This window comes from Arthrobacter sp. 10N410, from assembly GCF_056394945.1.
Map to the genome: position 1 here is coordinate 41905 of NZ_JBFTIP010000009.1, position 20498 is coordinate 62402.

Annotated in this window: 18 protein-coding genes and 3 tRNA genes; 17 read left to right on the plus strand and 4 right to left on the minus strand. The window is 67.4% G+C overall.

Annotated features, from left to right (window positions below; genetic code table 11):
* The first annotated feature begins 69 nt into the window (after nt 1-69).
* The 5 genes from dusB to AC1DB8_RS15570 all read left to right on the plus strand — a co-directional run bounded on the left by dusB (nt 70) and on the right by AC1DB8_RS15570 (nt 4897).
* A complete protein-coding gene (gene dusB / locus AC1DB8_RS15550) occupies nt 70-1248 on the plus strand; it encodes a tRNA dihydrouridine synthase DusB (RefSeq protein ID WP_441419309.1) in 1179 nt (392 codons plus the stop codon).
* Complete coding sequence (locus AC1DB8_RS15555; RefSeq protein WP_476893524.1) at nt 1232-2530, plus strand: deoxyguanosinetriphosphate triphosphohydrolase; 1299 nt, start codon at nt 1232-1234, stop codon at nt 2528-2530. The genes dusB and AC1DB8_RS15555 overlap by 17 nt, the downstream gene beginning before the upstream one ends.
* A gap of 64 nt (nt 2531-2594) precedes the next feature.
* Nucleotides 2595-4538 carry a DNA primase gene (gene dnaG, locus AC1DB8_RS15560; protein ID WP_476893525.1) on the plus strand — a complete coding sequence of 648 codons (1944 nt, stop codon included), beginning with the start codon at nt 2595-2597 and terminating at the stop codon, nt 4536-4538.
* 65 nt (nt 4539-4603) lie between these two features.
* Nucleotides 4604-4676: transfer RNA gene (locus AC1DB8_RS15565), tRNA-Asn, on the plus strand.
* 148 nt (nt 4677-4824) lie between these two features.
* Nucleotides 4825-4897: transfer RNA gene (locus tag AC1DB8_RS15570), tRNA-Asn, on the plus strand.
* Nucleotides 4898-5039: 142 nt separating this feature from the next.
* Here AC1DB8_RS15570 and AC1DB8_RS15575 read toward each other — a convergent pair.
* Together AC1DB8_RS15575 and AC1DB8_RS15580 are read right to left on the minus strand one after the other, a co-directional pair.
* The gene (locus AC1DB8_RS15575) at nt 5040-5447 is read right to left on the minus strand and encodes a hypothetical protein (RefSeq protein WP_476893526.1); all 408 of its coding nucleotides are present in this window, start codon (nt 5445-5447) and stop codon (nt 5040-5042) included.
* Nucleotides 5448-5839: 392 nt separating this feature from the next.
* Nucleotides 5840-7000 (minus strand): multidrug effflux MFS transporter, encoded by a 1161-nt coding sequence (locus tag AC1DB8_RS15580; protein ID WP_441419369.1) that lies wholly within the window; start codon nt 6998-7000, stop codon nt 5840-5842.
* Nucleotides 7001-7369: 369 nt separating this feature from the next.
* Between AC1DB8_RS15580 and AC1DB8_RS15585 the strand changes: the two genes are divergently transcribed.
* From AC1DB8_RS15585 to AC1DB8_RS15610, 6 genes are all read left to right on the plus strand, one after another.
* A complete protein-coding gene (locus AC1DB8_RS15585) occupies nt 7370-8263 on the plus strand; it encodes a phage holin family protein (RefSeq protein ID WP_476893527.1) in 894 nt (297 codons plus the stop codon).
* Nucleotides 8264-8318: 55 nt separating this feature from the next.
* Nucleotides 8319-8981 (plus strand): CDP-alcohol phosphatidyltransferase family protein, encoded by a 663-nt coding sequence (locus tag AC1DB8_RS15590; protein WP_441419314.1) that lies wholly within the window; start codon nt 8319-8321, stop codon nt 8979-8981.
* On the plus strand, nt 8981-9886 hold the full coding sequence (locus AC1DB8_RS15595) for a DMT family transporter (RefSeq protein WP_476893528.1): 906 nt from the start codon (nt 8981-8983) through the stop codon (nt 9884-9886). Before AC1DB8_RS15590 ends, AC1DB8_RS15595 begins: the two co-directional genes overlap by 1 nt.
* Nucleotides 9887-9994: 108 nt before the next feature.
* On the plus strand, nt 9995-11194 hold the full coding sequence (locus tag AC1DB8_RS15600) for a glycosyltransferase (RefSeq protein ID WP_476893563.1): 1200 nt from the start codon (nt 9995-9997) through the stop codon (nt 11192-11194).
* Nucleotides 11195-11305: 111 nt separating this feature from the next.
* Nucleotides 11306-11379, plus strand: a tRNA-Ile gene (locus tag AC1DB8_RS15605).
* A gap of 376 nt (nt 11380-11755) precedes the next feature.
* Nucleotides 11756-12946 carry an acyl-CoA dehydrogenase family protein gene (locus AC1DB8_RS15610; RefSeq protein WP_476893529.1) on the plus strand — a complete coding sequence of 397 codons (1191 nt, stop codon included), beginning with the start codon at nt 11756-11758 and terminating at the stop codon, nt 12944-12946.
* 77 nt (nt 12947-13023) lie between these two features.
* Here the strand turns inward: AC1DB8_RS15610 and AC1DB8_RS15615 are convergent, their stop codons facing one another.
* The gene (locus AC1DB8_RS15615) at nt 13024-13518 is read right to left on the minus strand and encodes a murein hydrolase activator EnvC family protein (protein ID WP_476893530.1); all 495 of its coding nucleotides are present in this window, start codon (nt 13516-13518) and stop codon (nt 13024-13026) included.
* Nucleotides 13519-13981: 463 nt separating this feature from the next.
* Here AC1DB8_RS15615 and rpsB point away from each other — a divergent pair, with 463 nt between their 5' ends.
* The 6 genes from rpsB (at nt 13982) to AC1DB8_RS15645 (ending at nt 18979) form a co-directional block, all read left to right on the plus strand.
* Nucleotides 13982-14890 carry a 30S ribosomal protein S2 gene (gene rpsB / locus AC1DB8_RS15620; RefSeq protein ID WP_476893531.1) on the plus strand — a complete coding sequence of 303 codons (909 nt, stop codon included), beginning with the start codon at nt 13982-13984 and terminating at the stop codon, nt 14888-14890.
* A 144-nt stretch (nt 14891-15034) separates the two neighbouring features.
* On the plus strand, nt 15035-15871 hold the full coding sequence (tsf, locus tag AC1DB8_RS15625; RefSeq protein WP_441419319.1) for a translation elongation factor Ts: 837 nt from the start codon (nt 15035-15037) through the stop codon (nt 15869-15871).
* Nucleotides 15872-16008: 137 nt separating this feature from the next.
* Nucleotides 16009-16746, plus strand: coding sequence for a UMP kinase (gene pyrH / locus AC1DB8_RS15630; protein ID WP_146335261.1), 738 nt, complete (start codon nt 16009-16011; stop codon nt 16744-16746).
* A gap of 74 nt (nt 16747-16820) precedes the next feature.
* Nucleotides 16821-17378, plus strand: a complete 558-nt coding sequence (frr, locus tag AC1DB8_RS15635; RefSeq protein ID WP_138769830.1) for a ribosome recycling factor — start codon at nt 16821-16823, stop codon at nt 17376-17378.
* Nucleotides 17378-18298, plus strand: coding sequence for a phosphatidate cytidylyltransferase (locus AC1DB8_RS15640; RefSeq protein ID WP_476893532.1), 921 nt, complete (start codon nt 17378-17380; stop codon nt 18296-18298). The genes frr and AC1DB8_RS15640 overlap by 1 nt, the downstream gene beginning before the upstream one ends.
* Nucleotides 18299-18400: 102 nt before the next feature.
* Complete coding sequence (locus tag AC1DB8_RS15645; RefSeq protein ID WP_441419321.1) at nt 18401-18979, plus strand: DivIVA domain-containing protein; 579 nt, start codon at nt 18401-18403, stop codon at nt 18977-18979.
* A 49-nt stretch (nt 18980-19028) separates the two neighbouring features.
* Here the strand turns inward: AC1DB8_RS15645 and AC1DB8_RS15650 are convergent, their stop codons facing one another.
* Nucleotides 19029-20495, minus strand: coding sequence for a sodium/solute symporter (locus tag AC1DB8_RS15650; RefSeq protein WP_476893533.1), 1467 nt, complete (start codon nt 20493-20495; stop codon nt 19029-19031).
* Nucleotides 20496-20498: the final 3 nt, after the last annotated feature.

A 20498-nucleotide genomic window follows, 5' to 3' on the forward strand; every position in this document is an offset into this window, starting at 1 on the left:
TACACGCCGCGATTTCCACATAGCCGGCCTGGATGCCGCCGATTTGCCCGGCTTTGAGACAATGGACGGGTGACTGTTGTAGCAACGCCTCCCGCCCCCAAGCTGGAACTGCCGCCCCTGAAGCTGGGTCCCCTCACGGTGGACACTCCCGTGATCCTGGCTCCGATGGCGGGCATCACCAACTCCGCCTTCCGCAGGCTCTGCCGTGAATACGGCGGCGGCCTGTACGTGGCGGAGATGGTGACTTCCCGTGCCCTGGTGGAGCGCACGCCCGAATCGCTGCGCATCATTTCGCACGACGAGGACGAGAAAGTCCGCTCCGTCCAGCTTTACGGCGTGGACCCTGTGACCGTCGGCCAGGCCGTCCGGATGCTGGTCGAGGAGAACCGCGCGGACCACATCGACCTCAACTTCGGTTGCCCGGTGCCCAAGGTGACCCGGCGCGGCGGCGGCTCGGCGCTGCCCTGGAAAACGGATCTCTTCACCTCGATCGTCCAGACCGCGGTGAAGGAAGCGTCCAGGGGCAACATCCCGCTGACCATCAAGATGCGCAAGGGCATCGACGATGACCACCTCACGTATCTCGACGCCGGCCGCATTGCCCGCGACTCCGGCGTCGCCGCCGTCGCCCTGCACGGCCGCACCGCCGCCCAGTTCTACTCCGGCAAGGCCGACTGGTCCGCCATCGCACGGCTGCGCGAGGCGCTCCCGGACATCCCGGTCCTCGGCAACGGCGACATCTGGTCCGCCGAAGACGCGGTGCGGATGGTCCGCGAGACCGGCGTGGACGGCGTCGTGGTGGGCCGCGGCTGCCAGGGCCGGCCATGGTTGTTCGGCGACCTCATGGCTGCCTTCGAGGGCAGCGACGTCCGCCACACCCCGGCACTCCGCCAGGTGGCGGAAAGCATCTACCGGCACGCCGAACTCATGGTTGAGACCTTCGGCGACGAGGGCAAGGCGCTGCGCGAGATCCGCAAACACATGGCCTGGTACCTCAAGGGGTACGTGGTGGGCAGCGAGCTGCGGAACCGGCTGGCGCTCGTGACAAGCCTCGAGGTGCTCCGCGGCACCCTCGACGAACTGGACCTTGATTCGCCGTACCCGGGCGCCGACGCCGAGGGCCCGCGCGGCCGCGCCGGTTCACCCAAGAAGCCCGCCCTGCCCAAGGACTGGCTGCTCAACCGCAGCCTGGACTCCGAACAGACCCGCGACATCTCCTTCGCCGAACTGGATGTCTCCGGTGGCTGAAACCAGGACGAGCGCGCCCGTGCTGGACGGCTACGTGGACCGCGACTGCGCCCGCTGGGTCGAGGAGCCGCCCAAGAGCACCTACCGCTCCGACTTCGAACGCGACCGCGCCCGCGTCCTGCACTCCTCGGCGCTGCGCCGGCTCGGGGCCAAGACCCAGGTGGTCGCGCCGGACACGGACGACTTCGTCCGCACCCGGCTGACCCACAGCCTCGAGGTGGCGCAGGTAGGCCGTGAACTCGGCCGCGCCCTGGGCTGCGACCCCGACGTCGTCGACACCGCCTGCCTCAGCCACGACCTCGGCCACCCGCCGTTCGGCCACAACGGCGAGTCGGCCCTGAACGAGGTCGCGCACGCGATCGGCGGCTTCGAAGGCAACGCCCAGACGCTGCGCCTGCTGACCCGGCTGGAGCCCAAGGTGCTGGCCCCGGACGGCCGCCCCGCCGGCCTTAACCTGACCCGCGCCAGCCTCGACGCCGCCGCGAAATACCCGTGGTCGGCCGAGAACGCGCCGGTGATCCACGGCCAGCGGACCAGCAAGTTCGGCGCCTACGAGGACGACCTGCCGATCTTCGACTGGATCCGCGAGGGGGCACCCGAGCGGCGCTCCTGCTTGGAGGCCCAGGTCATGGACCTCGCGGACGACATCTCCTACTCGGTGCACGACGTCGAGGACGCGATCGTCGCCGGGCACTTCCAGCTTCGCTGGATGGACAATCCCGACCACCGCGCCCGGGTGGTGGGCTACGCGAAGCAGTGGTACCTGCCGCACAACGATCCAGCCGCCATCGACGCCGCCCTGGCCCGGCTGGAGGCCACGAGTGTCTGGGTCCGCGAGGCCGACGGCAGCCGCAAGTCCATGGCTGCGCTCAAAGACATGACCAGCCAGCTGATCGGCCGGTTCTGCCAAAGCGCGCTCGAGACCACCCGCACCGTCTACGGCCCGGAAAATCTCACCCGCTACAACGCCGAACTCATCGTCCCGGACGAGACCGTGATGGAGATCGCCGTGATGAAGGGCCTGGCCACCACGTTCGTGATGACCACCGAACACCGGCAGCCCATCTACGAACGCCAGCGCGAGGTCCTGCACGCGCTCGTGACCGCGCTTAGCGCCAGCGGCGACCGCCACCTGGAGCCGATGTTCGCCGCCGACTGGCGCGCCGCGGAGGACGACGGCGCCCGGCTGCGCGTTGTCATCGACCAGGTCGCCTCACTGACCGACGGCTCCGCGCTGGCCATGTACGAACGGCACGTCGGCAGCCTGCCGTCGCTGTGGTGACGGTGCGGGTGACAGGCGCCATACGCCGCCGACCGGCGTCGTACCCGGGTACTAGGATGGCACCGTGGCCGGCCTGATAAAACGTGAAGACATCGACGAGGTACGCCAGCGCACCGACATCAAGGAAGTTGTCGACGGCTATGTGACCCTCAAGGGTGCCGGGCTGGGGTCCTTCAAGGGCCTGTGTCCCTTCCATGATGAGCGCTCGCCCTCGTTCACCGTGCGCCCCCAGGTGGGCCGCTATCACTGCTTCGGCTGCGGCGAGGACGGCGACGTCATCTCCTTCGTGCAGAAACTTGACCACACCACCTTTCATGAGGCCGTGGAGAAGCTCGCTGCCCGGATCGGCTACGAACTGCGCTACGAGGACGGCGGGTCCGGCCCCAACCGCGAGGAAATCGGCCGCCGCCAGCGCCTCCTCGACGCGCACAAGATCGCCGACGAATTCTTCCGCGCGCAGCTGCTGACCCCGGGCGCCACCGAGGGCCGGAACTTCCTCTACGGCCGCGGCTTCGACCGCGCCGCGGCGGAACAGTTCGGCGTCGGCTACGCCCCGCAGGGCTGGGACTCGCTGCTCAAGCACCTCCGCGGCCGCGGCTACACCGACGCGGAACTCAAACTCACCGGCATGTTTTCCGAGGGCGGCCGGGGGATCTACGACCGTTTCCGCGGCAGGCTGATCTGGCCGATCCGCGACATCGCCGGCGACACCATCGGCTTCGGCGCCCGCAAGCTTTACGAGGACGACCAGGGCCCCAAGTACCTCAACACCCCCGAGACCGCGCTCTACAAGAAGTCGCAGGTCCTCTACGGGATCGACCTCGCCAAACGGAACATCGCCAAGGACCGCCAACTGGTGGTGGTGGAGGGTTACACCGACGTGATGGCCTGCCACCTGGCCGGGATCACGACGGCGGTGGCCACCTGCGGCACGGCGTTCGGCACCGAGCACATCAAGATTGCCCGCCGGCTGCTCTCCGACGACGGCAGCGGGGGAGAAGTCATCTTCACCTTCGACGGCGACGCCGCAGGCCAAAAGGCGGCGCTGCGCGCCTTCGAAGAGGACCAGCGCTTCGTGGCGCAGACCTACGTCGCAGTGGAACCCGGCGGATCCGACCCCTGCGAGCTGCGACAGGCCAAGGGCGACTCCGCCGTCCGGGACCTGATCGGCACCCGCCGGCCGCTGTTCGAATTCGCAATCCGCGCCAGCCTGAGGCGGCACAACCTGGACACCGTCGAGGGACGGATCGCGGCCCTGCGAGAATCGGCTCCAGTGGTCGCCCAAATCCGTGATGCCGGCATCCGGCCCGCCTACGCCCGCGAACTGGCGGGGTGGCTGGGCATGCCGGTCGAGGAAGTCAGCCGTGCCGTTGGCGCCGCGATCAAACGTAACGCCCAGGGAACGTCCGGAGGCGCCGGACAGGGATATGGCCAGGGCCATGGCCAGAACCCGACGCGCCCGGCCGGAACGGCCCCCGGTGCCGCCCCGGGCGTGGCGCCCCTGCCGCCGTCGGCCACGCTGCCGGCCTTCAACCGGCCCGACCCGCGCGATCCGGTGGCCGCGATGGAGCGCCAGGCGCTCGAGGTGGTACTCCAGCATCCTTCGACCCTTGAGGGGGCGACATGGCAGCGTTTCTCCGAGGCGCGGTTCTCCACGCCGGCCTACCTCGCGATCCACGAAGCGATCCGTGCCTCCGGTCCGGGTTCCATCGGTGACCCTGCGCGGTGGGTCGAGCAGCTGCTGCGGGAGGTCCCTGAGCCGCTCCGGCCGCTCGTGTCCGAACTCGCCGTCGTGCCGCTGCCAGCCAGCACCGCCGAAGCCGTCCAACGCTACTGCCGCGACATTCTGGCGCGGCTGTTCGAGCTGCAAATCACCCGGGTCAAGGCCGACAAGATGGGCCAGCTGCAGCGTCTCGACGCCACGGCGGACCCGGAAGCATTCCAGCGGCTGAATCGGGAACTCATGGAACTTGAGATGCAGCGGCGCTCGCTCCGCATGGACTCCTGATTGCCCCGCTGGGCGGCCAATTTCGCTTCCCGGCACGGTGTTTGCTAGGCTTATATCCGCTTCATTCCTCCTTAGCTCAATTGGCAGAGCATTCGACTGTTAATCGAAGGGTTGCTGGTTCAAGTCCAGCAGGAGGAGCGCACAGTCCCCGTTCCGGGTCACCGGGACGGGGACTTTTTGTATACCCGGTGGGGGTATTCGATTGTGGCGGAGTGCGCGGGTTCCGGATCCTGCGCCGCCGATTTCCCTAGCGGTAAAACCTTTGCTAATGTCATACCTGCTTCATTCCTCCTTAGCTCAATTGGCAGAGCATTCGACTGTTAATCGAAGGGTTGCTGGTTCAAGTCCAGCAGGAGGAGCAGACAGGTCCCGCGGCCGGTGAATAACCGGCTGCGGGGCCTTTTTTCTTGGCTCGATACGCTGCCCTGGCTTTCTGTGGTTCAGGTCACCGGGGCGGGCGCGGGGCCGTCGGTAAGACTCCGGGTTTCGGCGTACGAGCCCTCAGACGAAGAACATCTCTACCTGCAGGAAGCGCTCCGCCTCGGCCACGGCGGCTTGGAAGGCTTCATCCTCCGTGGGGGACTGCCGCGGCTCCCGCGGGTGCCACTCGTGGGCCGACGAATGGACGCGGGTGAAGCCGCCACGCGGGGGCGCGTAGAAGATGCCGAAGCGCTGCACCGGCCATTCGGGCGAGGTCTCGGGGGCCACCAGCAGGGCTGAGTCGTAGGCTGGGTTGTACCACTGCGCGATCGGCCGGCGCCGGTCCTCAGTGAACAGCCCGGCCGCATAGAGGGCCGCCGACTGGGGGCTGGTCTGCGAGCACAGCCGCTCCCACCACAGAGGCAGAATACCGTCGTCGCACCGCTGCCACGTGGCCGGTAGGGGAGGAGGGTCCTGCCAGTCAGGCACACAACAACTTTATCGCCAGCCGCAGGCCGCGAACAGGGCAGCATGGCCCCAGCCCAGCCCAGCCCAGCCCAGCCCAGCCCAGTCTCCGCTGCTGGGCATGCCCCTACGTGCCGTCCAACACCGGACATGCCCCTTCTGCGCCTCGAAGCATGGACATATGCCTGTTATGTCCACTCTTGGTCGCGGGGACCGGGCATGTCCACCCTGGGAGCATGTGCGGTGCCCGTGCCTGCCATCGGACATGTCCCTTGTGCGCCTCGAAGCATGGACATATGCCTGTTATGTCCACTCTTGGTCGCGGGGACTGGGCATGTCCACCCTGTCGTCTCCGCAGGGGGCATGCCCACTGCGCGTGCCGTGCGTGGGGCATGTCCCCCAAAGGGCGGCCGGTGCTAGTGGATGGAAGGCACGGTCCGCGGCCGGACCACGAGCCAGAGGGACGCGGCCGCCAGGAGGATGCAGCCGGCCTGGACGGCACCCATCGGCGTCGCCGAGCCGAGGCCCAGCCAGCCGACCACGGGGGAGATGATGCCGGCCATCAGGAAGGTCGCAGCACCGAGCAGGGAGGCTGCGGTTCCGGCCTGGGCGCCGTGCTTGGCCAGGGCCAGCACCTGGACGCAGGGGAAGGTGAATCCGGCGCCCAGGATGTAGAACCAGAGCGGCACCATGACGCCCCACAGGCCAAAGCCCAGCTGGTCGAAGACCACGATCAGCACCGCCATGAGGAACATCCACGCCGTCGAGCAGGCGAGGATCCACTGCGGCGGGACGCGCTTGATGAGCCGGGAGCTGGTCTGGACCCCAGCGACGATCCCCAGCGAGTTGATGCCGAACAGCAGGCCATACTGCTGCGGGGAGAAGCCGTACACGTCCTGGAACAGGAACGGCGAGGCCGAGAGATATGTGAAGAGACCGCCAAAGTTCATGCCGCCCAGCAGCAGCAGGCCAACGAAGATCCGGTCGGCGAAAAGGACGCCGTAGCGCTGGCGGACCGTCAGGCCTGTGGTGCCGCGCAGCTCGCGCGGCAAGGTCTCGCGCACCACGAACACGGCCGCGATTATCACGCAGCTGCCGTAGCCGGCAAGGAAGAAGAAGATGCCCGGCCACGGCATCAGCAGCAGCAGTTGCGATCCGATGACCGGTGCCAGGATCGGGGCCAAGCCGTTGACGAGCGCCATCCGGGAGAACATCCGGACCATCGCGTAGCCGCTGAAAAGGTCCCGCACCATCGCCATCGCCACCACGCCTCCGCCGGCGGCACCGATGCCCATGAGCACGCGGAAGAGGCCCAGCGTGCCGATGTCGGTGGAAAGGGCGGCCCCGAGCGAGGCTCCGATGTGCACCGCGGTGGCCAGGATCAGGGGAAGACGTCGTCCGAACTTGTCGCTCAGCGGCCCCACCACCAGCTGGCCCAGGGCGAAACCTACCGTCGTGCCGGTCAGGGTCAGCTGCACTGCGGCCTCGGTGACACCGAGGCTCGCCTCCAGGGCAGGAAATGCCGGCAGGTAGAGGTCCACCGTGAACGGCCCAAGGGCCGTCAAGGCGCCGAGCATCAGGATGTAGAGGAGCTTCCGACGGCGGGTCAGGGAGTCCCCGGGATTGCTGTGTGTATGCACAGAGGTCAATCCTAGGCCCGCCCGGCGTCGACCGCGGCGCCTGCCCGGCGCAGCCCGTCGCGCTTACCCGGCGCAGCCCGTCGTCGTCCGCACCAGGCAGCCCGACGACGCCGACGCGGTGCTCGCCGGGCGCCGTCGTAAGCCGCCGCACGGCGGCCCAGCCCGCCACGCCCGTCCCGACGGGCGCGCGCGGGACGCCGGCCGGACCCTGAATGGTAGTTTTGACACCTGGGAGTGCGCGAAGCCGCGCAGACCCGGCAATCCAGCGGAAGCGGAATCACAGATGGAACCAGTTAGGCGGAACCGATGAGCGGACGGCACACCGGCAGGACAAACGGGGGGCTGCGCCTTTTCGCGCTGCCCAAGACCCTGAAACTGATCTTCAAGCTGGCACCCCGGCAACTCAATGACGAGATTGCCTTCGCGAAGGCCGAACTCAAGCGCAAGGGCATCCAGCTCGGGGTCGCTGCAGCTTTCTTCGGCGTCGCCCTCGTCTTTGTCGCCTTCCTCGTGATCGGGCTCATCGTGGCGGCCATCATGGGCCTGGCCACCGTCATGCCGGCCTGGCTCGCGGCCCTGCTGGTCTGCGCCGCCTTCCTGGTAATTGCCCTGATCGTGGGCCTGATCGGCTACGGCCGGTTCAAGAAGGCCATGCCGCTGCTCCCCGAGGAGACCATCCGCGGCCTCAAATACGACCTCGGCATTGCGAAGGAAGGCTCTTCCTTCGACCCCGCCGTCCTTGACCCCAACTCCCCGCAGGCCAAGGCAGCCAAAGCCGCCAAGGAAGAGGCTGCCGCAAAGGCTAAGGCCGAAAAGGAAGCCAAGAAGGCCGCAGAACAGCCCGATCTGGGCCCCGCCCCGACCGAGGACGAGCTGCGCCGCCGGCTCGAGACGCGCCGCCGGCACCTCACCGGCGTGCGCGACGAGCTCGGCCAGGAACTCGACGTCAAGACCCAGGCCCAGGCCCTCCTCACCGCCACCCAGCACAAGCTGGAGGAGGGCAGGGAGCTCGTGGACGACAAGATCGCCGGGTTCCGCAGCCAGGCCAAGGCCTCGGGCGAAAGGGCCGCTACCCCCGGTGCCACGGCCAACAGGTCTGGAACCGCGGCCGAACTCGGCAAGCGCTGGAAACCGCTGGCCGCCCTTGCAGCTTCCACAACGGCGCTCGTGTTCCTGCTGCGCCGACTCCTCAAGGGCTAGGCTTCGCCCTGAACTCCGACACTAAATCGTTGCCGGCTGTGGAAAGGGGGAACGGATGAAGTTCATCGGCGCTGGCACACGCCCCGGGCAGCCCCAGATCCATCACGACCTGGTCTTCACCGTTCCCAACCTGCTGACCGTGGTCCGGTTCCTCGGCGTCCCGCTCTTCATCTGGCTGGTCCTGGCCAAGCAGGAATACGGCGCCGCCGCCCTGGTGCTGGCGGTCATGGGCAGCACCGACTGGGTGGACGGCTACATTGCCCGCCGTTTCAACCAGATGTCCAAGCTGGGCCGCATCATGGATCCCATCGCGGACCGGCTCTCGCTCATCGCGGTGGCCGTCACCCTCGTGATCGCCGGCGTCGTCGAGTGGTGGTACCTGACCGCGCTGCTCGTCCCGGACCTTGTGCTGCTCTCCATCTCGCTGTTCTACTTCCACAGCCACCCGGACCTGCCCGTGAGCCGGACCGGCAAGATCCGCACCGCCCTGCTGCTGGTCGGCACCCCCCTGCTGGTGCTCTCCAAGCTGCCCGTCCCCGGGACCGACGCCTACTTTGTGGCTGCCTGGATCTTCCTGGGGCTGGGCCTCGTGGGGCACTGGATCGCGGCCTACAACTACTTCTGGGCCATCATCCGCAAGGGCCGGGACCTCAAAGCCGGCAACGCCCGCGGTCAGCACGCCAGCGAGGGCGACATCGACGACGGCGGCCTCCGCTGATGGTCTGGCTTGCGGTTGTGCTGGCGGTACTTGGCGCCTTCTTCCTGGCCTTCGGCGCCCAGCGGCAGGGGAGTGCGGTCAAGGCAGACACCGGAGGGCTGGCGCTCAGTTCCCACGGACTGCTCCGCCTGATCCGCAACCCGCGCTGGGTCCTGGGGCTCATGCTGCTCTGCGTCGGGACGGCGATGAATGCCGTCGCCCTGGTCTCCGCGCCACTGACCGTGGTCCAGCCGATCGGAGCGATCGCCCTCGTCATCACCACCATCATCAATGCCAAAGACCAAGGGCTGAGCATGAACCGGGCCACCGTCGTGGCCATCAGTTCGTGCGTCACCGGTTCGGCCCTGTTCGTGGTGCTCGCTGTGAACGTCACCCAGGAAAACCACCACGTCAGCGGCTCGGACGAGCTGACCATCGTGCTGCTGCTGGCCCTGGCCGTAAGCCTCTTTGGAACACTGGCGCTGCTCTTCAAGCACCGGATGAGCGCCTTCGTGTACATCCTCGGCGCCGGCGTCCTGTTCGGCTTCGTGGCGGTCCTGACCCGCATTATCGGCAAGCACCTGGTCGACCCGAACGGGCAGTTCCTGCTCAACGTCCAGTGGTACACGCTGGTCGCCATCCTTGCCGCCGGCGGGCTGGGCTCATGGTTTGTGCAGAGCGCCTACTCCGGAGGTCCGCCCGACCTCGTGATCGCCGGACTGACCGTCATCGACCCGATTATCGGCATCGCGATCGGCATCGTGATCCTGGGGGAGTTGCGGCCCGACGTCCACGCCGTGACGGCGATTGCCATGGGCGCGGCCGCACTCCTTGCTATCGTGGGAGTGATCGCCCTTTCAAGGCACCACCCCGAGGTCACCAAGCGCAAGAAGGACGCGCGGAAAGCCGCGGGACGGCTGTCCTAGGGCGGCGCCACAGACTTCTGGCGCAGGCCCGCCGCCTGTGCCGATGGCCAGCCGGCCACCACAGCCCCGCTGACCGCACCGTGACCACCAGGAGCTATCCCCGTGACCATGCCCGAGAATGACCAAGCCGACAAAAAGCTGACCATCCTGATTGCCGCTGACACCTACCCGCCGGATGTCAACGGTGCCGCACAGTTCGGCTACCGCTTGGCCAAGGGTATGACCGGCCGCGGGCATGACGTCCATGTCCTGGCGTGCCGGCCCAGCAAGGGCAAGAGCTTCAGCGAGTTCCGCGACGAGGCCACCGTGCACCGGCTCCGCTCGCACTCGGTGCCGACCCACGAGTACTTCCGGATCACCTTCCCGTGGGAGATCAAGAAGGAAATAGGCCTGCTGTTCGACCGGATCCAGCCGGACGTCGTGCACATCCAAAGCCATTACATGATCGGCGAACACGTCCTCTACGAGGCGGTCAAGCGCGGCATCAGGATCGTCGCGACCAACCACTTCATGCCCGAAAACCTCAACCCGTTCCTGCCCTTCCCGCAGTGGTTCAAGGACATCGTCGGCCGCGTGTCGTGGCGCGACATGGGCAAGGTCATGGGCCAGGCCGACGTCGTCACGACGCCGACGCCGCTCGCCGCCAAGGCCATGCACCAGCACGCCTTCCTGCGCAAGGTCCTGCCCCTGTCCAACGGCATCGATGCCGCAGCCTACGAACTGAAGCCGGGCGAGGAATCAACGCCGCACGCCAGCCCCACCGTGCTGTTCGTCGGCCGCCTCGCCGAAGAAAAGCACATCGACGTGCTGATCGACGCCGTAGCCAAGACGCCGGCGGCGCTCGACGTCCACCTGGAGGTCGTCGGCGGCGGCGAGGTCCGGCCCGCACTCGAGGCACGGGTGGAACGGCTGGGCCTGCAAGACCGTGTGAAGTTCCTTGGCCTGGCCAGCGACGAGGAACTGCGCCGGGCCTACCTGAGCGCGGACCTGTTCTGCATGCCCGGCACCGCCGAGCTGCAGTCCCTCGTCACCCTGGAGGCGATGTCCGCGTCCACCCCGGTGGTGCTGGCCGACGCCATGGCCCTGCCTCACCTGGTCCACGACGGCGAGAACGGCTACCTGTTCACGCCGAATGACAGCAACGACCTGGCGGCCAAGATCGAACGCGTGCTGTCGTTGCCGGCGGACGAGCGTGCGGCCATGGGCAAGGCGAGCCGAAGCATGGTGGAAAGCCACAGCATCGAACGCACCCTGCAAACCTTCGAGGACATCTACCGTGGCGCCAGCTACGACGACCTGGTCGTCTAAGCGGCCCGGATCGCCGTAGGCGGTCGTTGCCCGAGCCGGGGCGACTACTATTGCTAGAGTGTTTTTGCCCGGAATGGTCGGGCCCGTCAGGGCGTGACCGTTCCGGCCCACGGGGCTATAGCTCAGCTGGTTAGAGCGCGGGACTCATAATCCTAAGGTCCTCGGTTCAAGTCCGAGTAGCCCTACATCATCAACAGTTCCCTGGACACGCCGTGTCCCCGGGGCCGGAGCGGACGTCCTTCGTCAGCTGCGGCCCTTTTTGTCTCCCGGCCCAGGGGCCGGTCCAGCGACCGCGCCCAGCGGCCCCGCGCAGCGACCGCGCCCAGCGGCCCCGCGCAGCGGCCGGCCCGGCGACCCCCTGCCATCCGGCAGCCATCCCGCTGCGACCCGGTATCCGGGCGCACCCCTCGCCTCCTGCCGGGAGGATCCATGGCCAGCCAGCCGTGTGCCCCGTCACTTGCCACCCGGCCGAAAGCTGGGATATGTTACTCACGAGTAACATATCCGCGGCGCGAAGCCCGCGCCCTTTTGATCGCTGCCGATCACAAGTGAAGGAACAACATGTCCAAAGCTGCAATCGACATCAACAACCTCCCCTACGCCGATGGCGACTTCTTCGCTTTCGAACAGCTGCTCAGCGGCAAGGAGAAGGACCGGCTGGCGGAGGTGCGCGAGTTCCTGGCTCGTGAGGTGAAGCCGATCGCCGTGGACTGCTGGAACCGCGGCGAGTTCCCGATGGACCTGATCCCGAAGCTGGCCGAGATCGACCTGGTCAGCCCGGTCAAGCGCCAGGGCTACTCGAACCTCTTCGCCGGGATCCTGCATGCCGAGGCGACCCGTGCGGACACCTCGATCGCCACCTTCTTGGGCGTGCACGACGGGCTCTTCACCGGCTCGATCGAGGCGCTCGCCTCGCAGGAGCAGCAGGACGCCTGGCTGCCGGACATCTACTCCCTGAAGAAAATCGGCGCCTTCGGCCTGACCGAGCCGCTGGGCGGCTCCGACGTCGCCGGTGGCACGCGCACCACCGCCCGGCGCGAGGGTGACAGCTGGATCCTCAACGGAGCCAAGCGCTGGATCGGCAACGCCACCTTCTCCGACTGGGTGGTCATCTATGCCCGCGACCTCGCCGACAACCAGGTAAAGGGCTTCCTCGTGGACACTAAGACCGAGGGATACACTGCCACCAAGATCGAGAACAAGATCTCGCTGCGCACCGTCCAGAACGCCGGCATCACCCTCGAGAATGTCGTGGTGCCGGACTTCTTCAAGCTGGCCAACGCCAACAGCTTCCGGGACACCAACAAGGTCCTGAAGGTTACCCGCCTGTCCGTCGCGTGGCAGGCCGTCGGCCAGCAGCTCGCCGCGTTCGACGTCGCCCGCCGCTACGCCGTCGAGCGCAGCCAGTTCGGCCGCCCGATCGCCTCCTTCCAGCTGGTCCAGCACCAGCTCGTGCAGATTCTCGGCAACGTCGTCAGCTCGATGGGCATGATGGTCCGCCTGTCCCAGCTTGAGGACGCCGGCGAGGCCAAGGACGAGCAGTCGGCCCTGGCCAAGGCGTTCACCACGGCGCGGATGCGCGAAAGTGTCGCCATCGGCCGCAGCCTCCTCGGCGGCAACGGCATCGTCACGGACTACGAGATGGCCAAGATCTTCTCCGACGCCGAAGCGATCTACTCCTACGAGGGCACCCACGAGATCAACACTCTCGTCACCGGCCGGGCAATCACGGGGATCTCGGCCATCGTCTAATCGGTCCGCGGCCGGCCGTGCACGCCGGCCGTCCCGCGCAGCACCCTTGCGGCCCTTCATCCGGAGCCGCCCTGTCCCTAACCGGGATTCACGGGCGGCAGCAGGATGGAGGGCCGCAGGTCCATCACGAAGGCCAGCGGATTGAGGTAATCGTCGCCGCGCCGCACGCCCCAGTGGATGCAGGGCGTCCCGCCGCAGTGGCCGGGCAGCGCCCGTCCCAGCACCGACCCCTCCGCGACGGCGTCGCCGGGCCGCAGCGTGCTTTCGACGGGTTCGAAACTGCTCCGCAGGCCGTTGCCGTGGTCGATGGTGACCACCGGCCGGTCCACCACAAAGCCCACAAAGGCGACCGTGCCCGCCGCCGGCGAGGTCACCGGAGCGCCGTCGTACGCAGTCTGCAGGTCCACGCCGCGGTGGCCGCTGAGCCAGGGCCGGTCCGGCGGGTCGAAGACGCGCAGCACCGCGGGCCTGGGGGAGAGCGGCCAGCTCCAGCTCCCGGGCGGGGAAGCCGGCTGTCCTGTTGCCGGGGCCGGGACTAGCAGCAATGCTGCGAATAAGAGAGAAGCCTTCATGCTGCCAGCCTGCGGCGGCCGGCCCGGGCCCGGAAAGTCCCCTCGAAGGCTATGTGGATTTCCCGCCGGAGCCACACTCGGAGCCCCCTCCGCGGGCACCCCGAGACGGTCCATTCGGGCAGGTCTGCTGTAGTACACTTGGTGGAGCAGTTTGCTGTGCCCTCATGCCTTGTTCACTTTGGCTGGATCCGTTTTTGTTCCAGTCATTTGGAGCGGCAGCACATCTCATTCAGGAGTGCGGGAGCAGTGGCTGACTACGCGTATCCAGCCCTCCCTGTCCGAAGCCCGGCTTCCGGGTGCGGAGGACTGCGCCTCTTACGGTCCGGCCCCAGGGTCCGGATGAGGGGTGCGGTGGATGCCAGGAGGAACACCCGCCTGGGTGTTGCTAAATAACCGTCAACTATTGGCAGGGTAAGAGAGCCCAGGGCTTTCTCATGAATGACCTGCCGGAAGGAGCGTCGGCATGCCCGTCGTAACTATGCGCCAGCTGCTTGACAGCGGCGTCCACTTTGGACACCAGACCCGTCGTTGGAACCCGAAGATGAAGCGTTTCATCTTCACGGAGCGCAACGGCATCTACATCATTGACCTGCAGCAGTCGCTGTCCTACATCGACCGTGCCTACGAGTTCGTGAAGGCCACCGTTGCACACGGCGGCACCGTCCTCTTCGTCGGTACCAAGAAGCAGGCACAGGAAGCCATCGCCGAGCAGGCAACCCGCGTCGGCCAGCCGTACGTGAACCAGCGTTGGCTCGGCGGTATGCTGACCAACTTCCAGACGGTTTCCAAGCGCATCCAGCGCATGAAGGAACTCGAAGAGATCGACTTCGACGACGTCGCCGGTTCCGCTTACACGAAGAAGGAACTGCTGCTCCTTCGCCGCGAGCTGACCAAGCTGGAGACCAACCTCGGTGGTATCCGCAACCTGACCAAGGCGCCTTCGCTCCTCTGGGTTGTCGACACCAAGAAGGAACACCTCGCCGTTGACGAGGCCAAGAAGCTGAACATCCCGGTTGTGGCCATCCTGGACACCAACTGCGATCCGGACGAAGTCGACTTCCCGATCCCGGGCAACGACGACGCCATCCGCTCCGTAAACCTGCTGACCCGCGTTGTTGCCGACGCCGTTGCTGAGGGCCTGATCGCCCGCAACCAGCGCGCCACCGGCACCACGGAAGCTCCGGAAGAGCCGCTGGCCGAGTGGGAGCGCGAGCTCCTCGAAGGCAGCAAGGCCGAAGAGGCTGCCGCTCCGGCCGCCGCTGAAGCTGCTGCTCCGGAAGCCGCAGAGGCTGCCCCGGAGGCTCCCGCCGCCGAAGCTGCCCCGGCCGCTGACGCTGCCGAAGCTGCTCCGGCCGCCGACGAAGCCAAGTAGTCAGACAAGTAAATCTGGATCTCCCCGACCGCTGCAGGCAGCTGCCTGCTGCGCAAGGGGTACTGACAGGATGGCCGCTCACTCGGTGAGCAGCCGTCCTGTCAGTCCGTACACCACACAAAATTTCTAGACAGAGGGGTTCACATGGCGAACTACACTGCCGCTGATATCAAGGCTCTGCGCGAGCGCACCGGCGCCGGCATGATGGATGTCAAGAAGGCTCTTGACGAAGCCAACGGTGACGCCGAGAAGGCCATCGAAATCATCCGCATCAAGGGCCTCAAGGGCGCCACCAAGCGCGAAGGCCGCTCCACCGCGGAAGGCCTGGTTGCTGCCAAGGTCGACGGCGGCGTCGGCGTGATGATCGAGGTCAACTGCGAGACCGACTTCGTCGCCAAGGCTGACAAGTTCATCCAGCTCGCCGACAAGGTGCTCGCTGTTGCTGTTGAGTCCGGCGCTGCCGACCTCGACACCCTGCTGGCCACCGACGTCGACGGCAAGCCGCTCTCCGAGGTCGTCGTCGAAGAAGGCGCCATCCTGGGCGAGAAGGTTGTCGTCCGCCGCATTGCCCGTATCGAGGCCCCCACGGTCGACGCGTACCTGCACAAGACCTCCAAGGACCTCCCGGCCCAGGTCGGCGTGCTGTTCGCCGTTGACGGCGAAGGCGAAGCTGCTGCCACCGCCGCCCACGACGTCGCCGTGCACATCGCCGCGATGGCCCCGAACTACCTGACCCGCGAGGACGTTCCGTCCGAGCTGGTCGAGTCCGAGCGCCGCATCGCCGAGGAAACCGCCAAGGCCGAGGGCAAGCCCGAGGCTGCCATGACCAAGATTGTGGAAGGCCGCGTTACCGGCTTCTACAAGGGCGAGGTCCTCGTTGACCAGGCATTCGCCAAGGATGCCAAGAAGTCCGTCGCGCAGGTCCTCGAAGAGGCCGGCGTCAAGGCAACCGCTTTCACGCGCTTCCGCGTCGGTTCCTAAGTAAGTCACGCTGAGGGGGTGGTCACTGCGGTGGCCGCCCCTTTTGCATGCACCCGCTCACGCTGGCCCGGGGCGGAATGCAGCCTTTGGCCCCCGGCACGATAACCTTTTTCAGAGCTCACCAACGGGAAGGCACCATGGATACCGTCAACAATTCAGCCCAGCCAAAGAAGACCAGGCGCCGCGTGCTCCTGAAGCTGTCCGGCGAGGTCTTCGGCGGCGGCAAACTGGGCGTTGACCCGGACACGGTCCGCGGAGTCGCGAAGCAGATCGCGGCCGCCGTTCCCGACGTCGAGGTCGCAATCGTCGTCGGCGGCGGAAACTTCTTCCGCGGCGCCGAACTCTCGCAGAGCGGCATGGACCGCTCCCGCGCCGACTACATGGGCATGCTCGGCACCGTGATGAACTGCCTCGCCCTCCAGGACTTCCTGGAGCAGGCCGGCGTGGAGACCCGCGTGCAAAGTGCCATCACCATGGGCCAGGTTGCCGAGGCGTACATTCCGCGCCGCGCCATCCGCCACATGGAGAAGGGCCGCGTCGTCATCTTCGGCGCCGGCGCCGGGCTGCCGTACTTCTCCACCGACACCGTCGCCGCGCAGCGCGCCATGGAGGTGCACGCCGACGTCGTCCTGATGGCCAAGAGCGGGGTCGACGGCGTCTACACCGCCGATCCGAAGAAGGACCCCTCAGCCGAGAAACTGCACCGGCTCAGCTACGACGAGGCCCTGCGCCGCGATATCCGGGTCATGGACCAGACGGCGATGACCATGTGCAAGGACAACAACCTGACCATGGTGGTGTTCGGCATGGAGGGCGAAGGCAACGTCACCCGGGCCATCCGCGGCGAGGACCTGGGCACCGTAGTCACCCCCTAGCTGCGGCTAGGATGTTTTTAGGACAGCTCCGCTCCCCGGGCAAAGGGGTGCGCACCAATTTCTGAGGAGAGAACGTGATCGAAGAAACCTTGCTCGAAGCCGGGGACAAGATGGACAAGGCGGTTGAGGTAGCCAAGGAAGACTTCGCCTCGATCCGCACCGGACGTGCCACCCCGGGCCTGTACAACAAGGTTCTGGTGGACTACTACGGTTCGCCGACGCCGCTGCAGCAGCTGGCCTCCTTTGCTGTCCCGGACGCCCGCACCATCCTCATCACCCCGTTCGACAAGACCGCCCTGCGGGACATCGAGCGGGCCCTGAGCGACTCCGAGGTGGGGGCCAACCCCTCCAACGATGGCAACGTCATCCGGATCACCATCCCGGAGCTGACCAAGGAACGCCGCAAGGAATACGTCAAGATCGTCAAGTCCAAGGGCGAGGACGCCAAGGTGTCCATCCGCAACATCCGCCGCAAGGCCAAGGAAACGCTGGACAAGCTGGTTAAGGACGGCGAAGCCGGCGAAGACGAGGGCACCCGCGGCGAGAAGGAACTCGACGCCCTGACCAAGGCCCACGTCGACGGCATCGACGAGCTGCTCAAGCGCAAGGAAGCCGAGCTGCTCGAGGTCTGATGGGGGACGAACAGCAGGCATCCGGACCGCGCGTCCGGGTGCGGGGGAGAGAGCGGAAGAATCCGACGCCCAAAGCCGGCAGAAACCTTCCTGCCGCCACGGCGGTCGGCCTTGCCATGCTCTTCGCCGTGCTCGGCGGCCTGCTGTTCCTGCCCCTGGCCTTCGTACTGATCGTCACCGCCTTTGCCGTTTTCGGCGTCTGGGAGGTGTTCCGCGCGCTGGAGGCCTCCGGCACCCGGCTGCCCATCATCCCGGCGATGACGGGCACCGTGGCGATGCCGCTCGCAGCCTATTTCGGCGGCCCTGAAAGCCTACTGTTCGCGCTGCTGCTGAGCAGCGTCGCGGTGCTCCTGTGGCGCTCCCTGGAGGGGGCGGCCGGGTCCGCGCGCAGCATCTTCGCCGGCGTCTTCACGATGACATGGGTTCCGTTCCTGATCAGCTTCGCCGTGCTACCGCTGCATGCCTCCGGCGGCGTCACCCCGATCGGACCCTGGCCCGGCGGTGTGGTGCCGATCGGGGCCTGGCAGATCGGCACCCTGCTGCTGCTGGTGGTCTCCAACGACACCTTCGGCTACCTCGTCGGCGCCTCGCTGGGCAAGCACCCGATGGCCCCCAAGATCAGTCCGAAGAAGTCCTGGGAAGGCTTCGGCGGGTCGATCGCGGGCGCCGTCCTGGTCGGCATCCTTGCCAGCGTCTACGTGCTGGGCGAACCCTGGTGGTTCGGCGCCGCCCTCGCCGTGGGCATGGTCGCCGCGGCGACCGCCGGCGACCTGGCCGAATCCATGGTCAAACGCGAACTCGGCATCAAGGACATGAGCAGCATCCTGCCCGGCCACGGGGGAGTCATGGACCGCCTTGACTCCATCGTTTTCGCCTCCCCGGTGGCATTCATGATCTTCTCCGCCGGCGCCGGCGGCTAAGGCGGCATCCCGCCTCCTCCCGGTGCCTAGAATGGTGCCGGGCAAACACGCCTGAAGTTGGCGCAACCAGAGCCGAACGGCATCGAAGGAAACATAGTTACAGTGGACATTCAACGGCAGATTCCGGCCTCCTTTGACCGCGTGCAGCGGAACCAGTACGGCTACAACGCCAAGCAGGTGGACCAGTTCCTGCAGCGCGCGCGGGTCTCGTTCGAAACACCCCAGGCCGCGGGACGGGCGGTCAAGAGCGCCGATGTCCGGGCCGTCTCCTTCGACCCGGTCAAGGGCGGCTACTCAGCCGCCGGGGTGGACGCGGCCCTGGACCGCCTCGAGGACGCCCTGGCCCGCCGGGAACGCGACGAACTGATCGGGGAGCGCGGCGAGGAAGCCTGGCTGCGTGAAATCGGCCGGCTCGCGGGCCTGCTCCGCGGCCGCCTGCACCGCCCCGACGGCCAGCGCTTCCGCCGCCCGGCCAAGGCCAAGGTGCGCAGTTACAACACCACCGACGTCGACGACCTTTGCCACGAGCTGATCGGCTACCTCGAGGAGGACCAGCCGCTCAGCGTGGACAACATCCGCCGCGCCGTCTTCCGTCCCGCCGTCGGACGCGAAGGCTACGAGGAAAGCCAGGTCGACGCCTTCCTGGACCGCGTCGTCGAACTCATGGCCGCGATCGACTGACGCGCCACCGGCTGACGCGCCACCGGCCGACGCGTCACAGACTGGCGCGTCACCGTTCGGTGGCGAGCGGCCGTTCCGGGGTGTGCAGCCTGGTCATCAGCCGGGTGATGGTCCGCGGAATCCGGCCCTGGGTGGCCCGCGAGACGAGGACCATCACCGTGAACGCAGCCGGGACCGTCCACGCGGCCGGCTGCGCGAGCCACGGCGGCGTGCCGGCGGAGCCCAGCATGGCGCCGGCCAGCATGGCGCCGCCGCAGGACACCGCCCCGGTCAGCATTCCGGCGATCGCGCCGGCGTCTGTCAGCCCGCGCCACCAGATGCCCAGCAACAGCACGGGGCAGATGGTCGAGGCCGTGAAGGCAAAGACCAGCCCCACGCTCCCGGCCAGCGCCGTGGAGTCCGTCATGGTCGCGATCCCCAGCGGAACCACTGCCGAGATCAGCGCCGCGAGCCGGAACCCGCGCACGCTGCCGCCCAGGATGTCCTGGCTGATGACACCCGCCAGCGACACCACCAGCCCCGAGGTGGTGGACAGGAAGGCGGCGAAGGCGCCCGCCACCACCAGCGCGGAGAGCAGGTCGCCTGCCGTTCCGCCGATCATCCGGCCCGGCAGCAGCAGCACCAGGGCATCGGCCTGGCCGCTCTTGGCCAGACCCGGGGCGAACGTCCGCCCGATCAGGCCGTACGCCGTCGGGAACAGGTAGAAGACCGAGAGCAGGCCGAGCACAATCAAGGTCGTCCGGCGCGCCGACTGGCCGTCCGGGTTGGTGTAGAAGCGCACCAGCACGTGCGGCAGCCCCAGGGTCCCGAACAGCAGCGCCACCAGCAGCGAGATGTTCTGGTACGGGCCGGCCGGGGCCATCGCGGTGGGGTTCACCGACGCCTCGGCGACTGCACGGGAGCCGTTGCCGGCCAGCACCAGCAGGATGAACAGTGCAGGGACGGCCAGCGCGGTCAGCTTCAGCCAGTACTGGAACGCCTGGACGAAGGTGATGGAGCGCATCCCGCCGGACACCACCGTCACGCACACGACGGCGACTACGGCCACCTGCCCCACCCAGGCCGGCAGCCCGGTGGTGATCCGGATGGCCAGCGCCGCGCCGTGGAGTTGCGGGACGATGTAAAGCCAGCCGACCACCACCACCACGAAGCTCGTGACCCGGCGGACCGCCCGGGAATCCAACCGGGCCTCGGTGAAATCGGGAATCGTGTACGCGCCGGACCGGCGGAGCGGGGCGGCCACGAACAACAGGAGCATCAGATATCCCGCTGTGTACCCGACCGGGAACCACAAGGCATCGGTGCCGGAAAGCAGGATGAGTCCGGCGACGCCGAGGAAACTGGCGGCGGACAAGTACTCGCCGCCGATCGCCGAGGCGTTCCACCAGGGCCGCACCGTGCGGGAGGCGACGTAGAAATCCCCGGTGGTGCGCGAGACCCTGAGGCCGTAGAAACCAATGACGGCGGTGGCCAGCGAGACTGCCGCGAAGGCCGCGATGCCGACGACCGGGTTCACCCG